The 7919-nt window shown below is 67.4% G+C and carries 9 protein-coding genes; 3 read left to right on the top strand and 6 right to left on the bottom strand.

Annotation, left to right across the window (positions count from 1 at the left end; genetic code table 11):
• Positions 1-435, bottom strand: a 435-nt coding sequence (locus AC1D1G_RS37930; protein WP_477956149.1) for a S1 RNA-binding domain-containing protein, incomplete at its 3' end; no start/stop codon positions are given.
• A 249-nt stretch (positions 436-684) separates the two neighbouring features.
• Between AC1D1G_RS37930 and AC1D1G_RS37925 the strand changes: the two genes are divergently transcribed.
• Positions 685-1578, top strand: coding sequence for a class I SAM-dependent methyltransferase (locus AC1D1G_RS37925; RefSeq protein ID WP_283352516.1), 894 nt, complete (start codon positions 685-687; stop codon positions 1576-1578).
• Between the two features lie 39 nt (positions 1579-1617).
• On the opposite strand, the gene AC1D1G_RS37920 is transcribed toward AC1D1G_RS37925, so the two are convergent.
• The 4 genes from AC1D1G_RS37920 to AC1D1G_RS37905 all read right to left on the bottom strand — a co-directional run bounded on the left by AC1D1G_RS37920 (position 1618) and on the right by AC1D1G_RS37905 (position 5555).
• Positions 1618-2379: an amino acid ABC transporter ATP-binding protein gene (locus AC1D1G_RS37920; RefSeq protein ID WP_005247428.1), complete on the bottom strand. Its 762-nt coding sequence runs from the start codon at positions 2377-2379 to the stop codon at positions 1618-1620.
• Positions 2376-3359 carry an amino acid ABC transporter permease gene (locus AC1D1G_RS37915; protein ID WP_280782602.1) on the bottom strand — a complete coding sequence of 328 codons (984 nt, stop codon included), beginning with the start codon at positions 3357-3359 and terminating at the stop codon, positions 2376-2378. The genes AC1D1G_RS37920 and AC1D1G_RS37915 overlap by 4 nt, the downstream gene beginning before the upstream one ends.
• A gap of 20 nt (positions 3360-3379) precedes the next feature.
• On the bottom strand, positions 3380-4309 hold the full coding sequence (locus tag AC1D1G_RS37910; RefSeq protein ID WP_317567714.1) for an ABC transporter substrate-binding protein: 930 nt from the start codon (positions 4307-4309) through the stop codon (positions 3380-3382).
• Between the two features lie 148 nt (positions 4310-4457).
• The gene (locus AC1D1G_RS37905) at positions 4458-5555 is read right to left on the bottom strand and encodes an isocitrate/isopropylmalate dehydrogenase family protein (RefSeq protein ID WP_283352517.1); all 1098 of its coding nucleotides are present in this window, start codon (positions 5553-5555) and stop codon (positions 4458-4460) included.
• A 19-nt stretch (positions 5556-5574) separates the two neighbouring features.
• Here AC1D1G_RS37905 and AC1D1G_RS37900 point away from each other — a divergent pair, with 19 nt between their 5' ends.
• Positions 5575-6096 (top strand): 2'-5' RNA ligase family protein, encoded by a 522-nt coding sequence (locus AC1D1G_RS37900; RefSeq protein ID WP_280782496.1) that lies wholly within the window; start codon positions 5575-5577, stop codon positions 6094-6096.
• Here AC1D1G_RS37900 and AC1D1G_RS37895 read toward each other — a convergent pair whose 3' ends face one another.
• Positions 6097-7002: a DMT family transporter gene (locus tag AC1D1G_RS37895; protein WP_477956148.1), complete on the bottom strand. Its 906-nt coding sequence runs from the start codon at positions 7000-7002 to the stop codon at positions 6097-6099. It lies immediately after the preceding gene.
• Positions 7003-7193: 191 nt separating this feature from the next.
• Here AC1D1G_RS37895 and AC1D1G_RS37890 point away from each other — a divergent pair.
• Positions 7194-7919 (top strand): DJ-1/PfpI family protein (locus AC1D1G_RS37890; protein ID WP_477956147.1); only part of this gene is annotated, 726 nt, incomplete at its 3' end.

Here is a 7919-nt window from a genome sequence, read left to right as displayed (position 1 = left end):
ACGCAGGCCGATGTCGAGGATCAGGCCGCCCTTGACGACCTCGATGACGGTGCCCTTGACGGCCTCGTCCTTCTCCTTGAGCTCCTCGATGGTGCCCCAGGCACGCTCGTACTGAGCGCGCTTCTTCGACAGGATCAGTCGGCCTTCCTTGTCCTCCTTGGTGAGGACGAGAGCTTCGACCTCATCGCCCACGGAGACGACCTCGTTGGGGTCGACGTCGTGCTTGATGGAGAGCTCACGGGAAGGGATGACGCCTTCGGTCTTGTAACCGATGTCGAGCAGGACCTCGTCGCGATCGACCTTGACGATGGTGCCTTCGACGATGTCGCCATCGTTGAAGTACTTGATCGTTGCGTCGATGGCGGCGAGGAAGTCCTCGGCGGAGCCGATGTCGTTTACGGCTACCTGCGGCGAGGTCACGGTGGTGGAGGGCATGTGTTGAGTTGCTCCGGACGGGTTGTGGTCGGTTGATGGTGTTCTGTCGGACAAGCAACCTGAACCGACGAAACACTCCGCCGAATCAGATCACCGCAAGCGCAGTGAACGACACCCGACTGGAACCGAACAAACTCGAACTGAACCGAATCCGATGCCGCACACATAGACACTCGCGTGCAATAGGCTACGCGCCCGTGGGCAAGCTGGGCAAACCCGGGCACGTTCCCACGCTCTACTCTGTTGCCCATGCCCGATCCTCGCCCGTCCGATTCTCCTCTCTCCCCGGAAGACGACCGACACGGCACCGCCAACAGCGTGCTCGGAACGTCCGGGGTGAGCCGCGTCCGCGTCGATTCCGAGTCCAGCGAACGCGCGAGCCGTGCCTGGTGGGACGCCGATGCGGACGACTACCACCGCACCCACGGCGAGTTCCTCGGCGTGGACTCGTCCGAGGGTGAGTTCGTCTGGTGTCCGGAGGGACTGCACGAGGGCGACTACCACCTTCTCGGTGACGTGGCGGGCAAGGACGTCCTCGAGGTGGGCTGCGGTTCCGCGCCCTGCGCGCGGTGGCTCGCCGGCCGGGGCGCCCGGGCAGTCGGGCTCGACCTGTCCATGTCGATGCTGACCCGCGGGGTCGAGGCCATGCGGGCGGGCGGCGCGACCGTGCCGCTCGTTCATGCGGGAGCCGAGCACCTCCCCTTCGCCGACGCGAGCTTCGACATCGCGTGTTCGGCTTTTGGAGCGGTTCCGTTCGTGGCGGACTCACAGCAGGTGATGAGTGAAGTGGCCCGGGTACTCCGCCCGGGCGGTGCGTGGGTGTTCGCCGTCAACCATCCGATCCGCTGGATCTTCCCGGACGACCCGGGCCCCCGAGGGCTCACCGCGTCGCTCCCCTACTTCGACCGCACCCCCTACGTGGAGGTCGACGGCGACGGCGTCCCCACCTACGTCGAGCACCACCGGACCATCGGCGACCGGGTGCGCGAGATCGTGTCGGCCGGACTGGAGGTACGCGACATCATCGAGCCGGAGTGGCCCGAATGGCTCGACCGGGAATGGGGGCAGTGGAGCCCGCTGCGGGGACAGATCTTCCCCGGCACCGCCATCTTCAGCTGCCGCAAACCCGTGAGTACTTCTTAACCGCCCGCGGTTGAGAAGTACTCACGGGGCCGGAGGCCACTACAGCAGCTTCGACAAGAACAACTTGGTGCGGTCGTGCTGCGGATTGGCGAGCAGCTCGCGGGGGTTCCCCGATTCGACGACGACGCCGGCGTCCATGAACACGAGCTGGTCGGCCACCTCGCGTGCGAAGCCCATCTCGTGCGTGACGACGACCATCGTCATGCCGCCGGCCGCGAGATCCTTCATGACGGTCAGCACCTCCCCGACCAGCTCCGGGTCGAGGGCGGACGTCGGCTCGTCGAACAGCATCAGCTTGGGGTCCATCGCCAGCGCGCGGGCGATCGCGACGCGCTGCTGCTGACCACCCGACAGCTGCGCCGGGTACGCGTCCGCCTTCTCGCTCAGGCCCACCTGCTCGAGGAGGTCACGTCCTCGCTCGAGCGCCTTCTTCTTGCTCAGCCTCTTCACCTGGATGGGCGCCTCGATGATGTTCTCGAGTGCCGTCCGGTGCGGGAAGAGGTTGAAGTGCTGGAAGACCATCCCGATGTCGCGGCGCTGCTTCGCGGCCGCTCTGGGATGGAGTTCGTAGAGCTTGCCGCCCCGCTCGGAGTACCCGACGATCTCGCCGTCGACGTACAGCCGCCCGGCGTTGACCTGCTCGAGGTGGTTGATGCACCGCAGGAACGTCGACTTCCCCGAGCCCGAGGGCCCGACCAGGCACAGGACCTGACCGGCGTCGATCTCCAGCGACACACCCTTGAGTACCTTCAGCGCCCCGAAGTTCTTGCAGACCCGGTCCGCCTTGACCATCGGCGTCATCGTCGTTCCCCTCCGGGAGTGTCGGGCAAGGTCTCGGGCCCGGGTTCGATCACCAGCGGCTTGCCCTGCGCGTCGGCGAGCGCCTGCAGTTGCCGCGGGGTGAGCTTGCGGGACGCACCCTTCGAGTAGTAGCGCTCCAGGTAGAACTGGCCGATCATCAGCAGGCTGGTGATGGCGAGGTACCAGGTGGCGGCCACCATCAGCAGCGGGATCGGCTGGAAGTTCGCACCCGAGATGTCTCTGGCACGTCCGTACAACTCCAGGCTGTACGGCACCGCGGTGACCAGCGATGTCGTCTTCAGCATGCTGATCAGCTCGTTGCCCGTGGGCGGGATGATCACCCGCATGGCCTGCGGCAGGACCGTGCGGCGCATGGTCTGCGACCATGTCATGCCGAGCGCCACCGACGCCTCGGTCTGCCCCTCGGCCACCGAGTTCACGCCGGCCCGGACGATCTCGGCCATGTACGCGGCCTCGTTGAGTCCCAGACCGATCACCGCGAACAGGAACGCCGCGTTGATCCCCTGCAGGTCGATGTGCACGAACTGGTGGACGAACGGGATGCCCAGATCCAGCTGCTTGTAGATCGACGGGAACAGTCCCCAGAACACCAACTGCACGTAGACCGGGGTCCCGCGGAAGATCCACAGGTAACCCCACGACGCCGCCTTCAGCACCGGGTTCGGCGACAGTCGCATGACGGCGAGGACGACACCCAGGATGATGGCGATCGCCATCGACAGGATCGTCAGCTGGATGGTGTTCCACGCCGCAGCCGAGATCCGTGCATCGAACAGATACCGGGCGTAGACGTCCCAGCGGTACGCCTCGTTGGTGCGCGCACCGTTGACGAACAGCGCCAGCAACAGACCGACGACGATCGCGGCGATCCAGCGGCCGGGCCGCCGCAGCGGGATCGCCTTGATCGGTTCCGGTTCCTGCCCCGCCTCGGTGCCGGACCGGTCCGGAGCCTTCTCCACGTCAGACACTCGTCAACCGCTCAGCTCGTGGCGCCGTTGATCTGGGACGTGGTGATGACGCCCGCCTCGACACCCCAGTTCTCCGCGATCGTCCGGTAGGTGCCGTCGTCGATGAGGTGCTGCAGCGCCTGCTGGAGGGTCTGCGCGAGCGGCGAACCCTTCGCGACGGGCCAGCCGTACGGCGCGGCGTCGAAGACCTCGCCCGCGGCCTCGATCTTGCCGTCGCTCTGCTTGATCGCGTACGCGGTGACGGGCGAATCGGCGGACATCGCGTCGACCTTGCCGAGCGCGACGGCGTTGGCGGCGTCGTCCTGGCTGTCGAACTTCACGATCTCGATGGGCGGCTTCCCGGCCGCCACGCACGCCGCGCTCTTGGCGGGCACCTCCTCGAGATCCTCGATGGTGGTGGTCTGCACGCCGACCCGCAGGCCGCAGGCGTTGGTGGGGTCGACGGACTTGCCTGCGGGCTGCGCCCACTGCACTCCGGCGCTGAAGTAGGTGGTGAAGTCGACCGACTGCTCGCGTTCCTTGGTGTCCGTGAACGACGACATACCCATGTCGTAGCTGCCGGCCTGGATCGACGGGATGATCTTGTCGAAGTCCGCCTCGGTGTACTCCGGTGTCACGCCGAGCACCTTGCTCACGGCGTCCACGAGGTCGACGTCGAAGCCGACGATCTTGCCGCTCGGATCCTTGAACTCGTTGGGCGAGTAGGGAATATTGACACCGACGATGATCTTGCCGGACGAGACGATCTTCTCGGGCAGTGTCGCCGCGATGGCATCCACCTTGTCGACTTCCACGGCGACGGTCTCTTCTCCGGAAGGCGTACCGCCGCCCTCGGTGTTGCTGGCGCATCCGGCGAGCAGCAGAGCACTGCCGCCCGCCAGTGCACAGATGGTGCGGGCCACTCGGCCTCGCGCGAAGACGGATCGACCAGACACTGGCATGTCCTCCAAGGAAATCGTGGTACACCGAGCGAGCTACGGCGACGGAGAACTCTCGAACTCCGAATAGTCGAACGGTAGGTTACGGCACCCGCATCTGCGGACGTCGTTACCGAACATTAACGGCCTGTCCCGGCCCGTGGCGGCGGTTTCAGCGACGCAGTGTCCGGGCGAGGACGGTCTCGGTGAATTCACCGGTCGACGCGAGTCCACCCAGGTCAGCCGTGGCGACTCCGGACGCGATGGTCGCACGGACCGCGTCGCGGATCCGGTGTGCCGCGCCGCCCAGATGCCGGTCTGCGCGGCGGTCCCCGAGCCATTCGAGCATCATCGCGGCCGACAGCATCAGCGCCGTGGGATTGGCCCGGTTGTGGCCCGCGATGTCGGGGGCGGCTCCGTGCGCCGCCTGCGCCATCACCTTGGTCTCGGAACTGTTGATCGACGGGGCGGTGCCGAGCGAGCCGGACAGCTCACCGGTCAGGTCCGACAGGATGTCCCCGAACATGTTCTCCGTCACCACGACGTCGAAGTCGCGCCCCCTGCGGACGAGGTGCGCGGTCATGGCGTCGACGTGCTCGTCGTCGATCCGCACGTCCGGGTAGTCGCGCTCCCCCACCTCCCGGCAGACGTCGCGGAACAGTCCGGTCGTCATCGACAGGACGTTGGCCTTGTGCACGATCGTGACGTGGCGGCCGCGGGTGCGCGCCAGCGCGAATGCGGTGTGCGCGATGCGCTCACACGCCTTCCTCGTCACGACGCCGACCGCCAGCGCCACGTCGGGGGTCGGCATGAACTCGCCGCTGCCGGCGAACATGTTCCGGTCCGCGTACAACCCTTCGGTGTTCTCCCGGACGATCACCAGGTCCATGTCCGGGACCGTCGAGGCGACGCCCTCGAGCGAGCGGGCGGGGCGGATGTTCGCGAAGAGGTCGAATCTCTTGCGCACCACCCCGCCGGGGGTCAGCCGGCCGCGGAACGGTTCCGGGTAGGCGGCGCTGTCGTGCGGGCCCAGGATCCAGGCGTCGAGTTCGTCCAGCGCGGAGAGCGTGGAGTCGGGGATCGGCGCTCCGTGCGACTCGATGGCGCCCAGGCCGAGGGGCAGTTCCACCCAGTCGACGGCGCCGCCGCCCGCCGCGGTCACCGCGGCCGAGACCACCCGCTGGGTTGCCGGGACGATCTCGTGACCGATGCCGTCGCCGAGGAGTACGCCGATCCGGGTATCGAAAATGTTTGCCGTGGCACCGCTCATGAGGCCATCATTGCCTACCATGGTCCAGTCGGTGGAACTGCTGTTCGACGAAGCGACCGACGTTGCCGTGCGCGCGGAGTGGCAACGCCTGTGGGATGCCGGGATGCCCAGCCGCACTCGCGTTCGCGCCGAATCGAATCGGCCCCACATCACCCTGTTCGTGGCACGCCACATCCCACCCGAGATCGACGAACTGCTGGGCCGCCGGATCGCGACGCCCTCGTTCCACATCAGGCTGGGCGGGCTCGTGATGTTCGGCGGCAGGCACGTCACGCTGTCGCGATTGGTGGTGCCGTCGAAGGCCCTGCTGTCCCTGCACCGCAGCGTGTTCGATCTCGCGGCGCACGCCACGGAGATCACGCCGCACATCCGCCCGGGCGAATGGACGCCGCACGTGACTCTCGCGCGGCGACTGCCTGCCGATCAGATCGCGGAGGCCGCGCGGCTGCTCGACGGTGGCGACATCGTCGGCCGGGCGTCGGTGGTGCGCCGGTGGGACGGGGACGCCAAACGCGAGTGGGTGGTCACGGCACCGCCGTGATCACGGTGCGTCCGCGGCGACCRTCTCGGCGGCCTTGCGCGAAGACCGTTGGGTGACGACGATTCCCGCGATCACCGCAAGTGCCCCGACGGGCTGGTTCCACGAGATGTGCTCGTCGAGCGCGACCGCGCCGAGCACGACCCCGACCACCGGCGTCAGGTAGGTGACGGTGGAGGCCGCGGTGGGCCCCCAGCCGCGCACCACGTTCGTGTTCCACACGAACGCCAGCCCGGTGCCGAACGCCCCGAGYCCGATCATCGAGGCGACGATCGCGGGGGTCAGGTGCATCGGCGTGCTCGCGACCCACGGGGTGGCGAGGAGCATGGCGGCCGCGGCGATCGACACCTGCATGAACGCGATGGTGGGTGTTCCGACGCCTCGCGGAAGGATGAACCGCCTCAGGTAGACCAGTGCCACGCCGTACGACGCGGTCGCACCGAGGCACGCGAGCTGGGCGGGGACGCTGCCGATGATCCCCGCCTGCCACGGCGCCAGCACCACGACCACCCCGGTGAATCCGAGCAGGAGGCCGAACAGCTTTGCGTCCRTAAGTTTCTCCCCTGGCAGGAACGCCAGTGCCACCGACATCGTCATGAGCGGTGTGGTCGCGTTGTAGATGCTGGCCAGGCCCGAACTGATGCTCTGCTCGGCCCAGCTGAACAGCAACCACGGCACCACACACTGGGCGACCGCCAGTACCGACAGGTGCGCCCATGTCGCCGCTTCGCGCGGCAACCGCGTCCGGGTGAGTCCGAGGACGGCACCGAGGGTCACCGCCCCGAACACGAGTCGCCACAGCACGACCTGTGTGAAGGACAGGCCCTCGAGCCCGACCTTGATGAAGAGGAAACTCGCGCCCCAGGCGAGCGCCGTGCCCGCGTACTGGACCGCCAGGTTCCCTCTCAAAACCGGAAGTCCCCGTGCTGGATGACTTCGTTGTGCGTGTCGGGCGTGCGGCCGGCGAGCGCCAGCGCGTCGAGCGCCAGGAACACGAGGAGTACCACGACCAGGATTGTCATGTCTTCAGCCTCGTAGCATCGGCGTCCGAGAAATAGTGGCAGAAACGACATTGTTGACCATATTTCTGCCATAGTGGGATGGTGCTGAAAAAAGTCGTAGTCCCGCTCATGCCGCTCACCGAAGCGTTCGAGCTCGGAGTCGCCTGCGAGGTGTTCGGTTTCGACCGATCCGACKACGGACTCCCCACCTACGACTTCTCCCTCGTCGCCGGCTCACGGGAACCCATCCGCACCCGATTCGGTTACGGCATCGACGTCCCGTACGACCTCGACCGGCTCGACGACGCCGACCTCATCGTGGTTCCCGCGGGCGGAACCTACGCCGAGGCGGACGGCACCTTCGTCTGCGCGAAGGACCCCGACCCGTGCATGGACCCCCTCCTCGACAAACTCCGGGCCGCGGTGGACCGGGGCGCCAAGGTCGCCAGCCTCTGCAGCGGCGCCTTCGTACTCGGCGCGGCCGGACTGCTGGACGGACGCAAGTGCACCACCCACTGGCGGCACGCTCAGCGGCTCGCCGACCTCCACCCGGCTGCGACGGTCGACCCGAATGTCCTGTACGTCGACGACGATCCCGTCCTGACCAGCGCGGGCACCGCCGCGGGTATCGACCTGTGCCTGCACATCGTGCGCAAGGAGCAGGGCAGCCGGGTGGCCAACGGGATCGCGCGGCGCATGGTCGTCCCGCCGCACCGGGACGGCGGTCAGGCGCAGTACGTGGCGATGCCGCTGCCGTCGACGACGATCGACACCCTCGGCCCGCTGCTCGACTGGATGACCGAGCACCTCGCCCTCGACCTGTCC

The organism is Rhodococcus sp. P3_B8, from assembly GCF_056402775.1.
Note: the sequence above shows the minus strand (reverse complement) of the source record. Positions and strands in the feature narration are given on the sequence as shown.

Bases quoted from the DNA above. Each gene is read 5' to 3' on its own strand.
- AC1D1G_RS37925 (WP_283352516.1), top strand. From the start codon at position 685: ATGCCCGATCCTCGCCCGTCCGATTCTCCTCTCTCCCCGGAAGACGAC.
- AC1D1G_RS37920 (WP_005247428.1), bottom strand. From the start codon at position 2,379: ATGACGCCGATGGTCAAGGCGGACCGGGTCTGCAAGAACTTCGGGGCG.
- AC1D1G_RS37910 (WP_317567714.1), bottom strand. From the start codon at position 4,309: ATGCCAGTGTCTGGTCGATCCGTCTTCGCGCGAGGCCGAGTGGCCCGC.
- AC1D1G_RS37905 (WP_283352517.1), bottom strand. From the start codon at position 5,555: ATGAGCGGTGCCACGGCAAACATTTTCGATACCCGGATCGGCGTACTC.
- AC1D1G_RS37900 (WP_280782496.1), top strand. From the start codon at position 5,575: ATGGTCCAGTCGGTGGAACTGCTGTTCGACGAAGCGACCGACGTTGCC.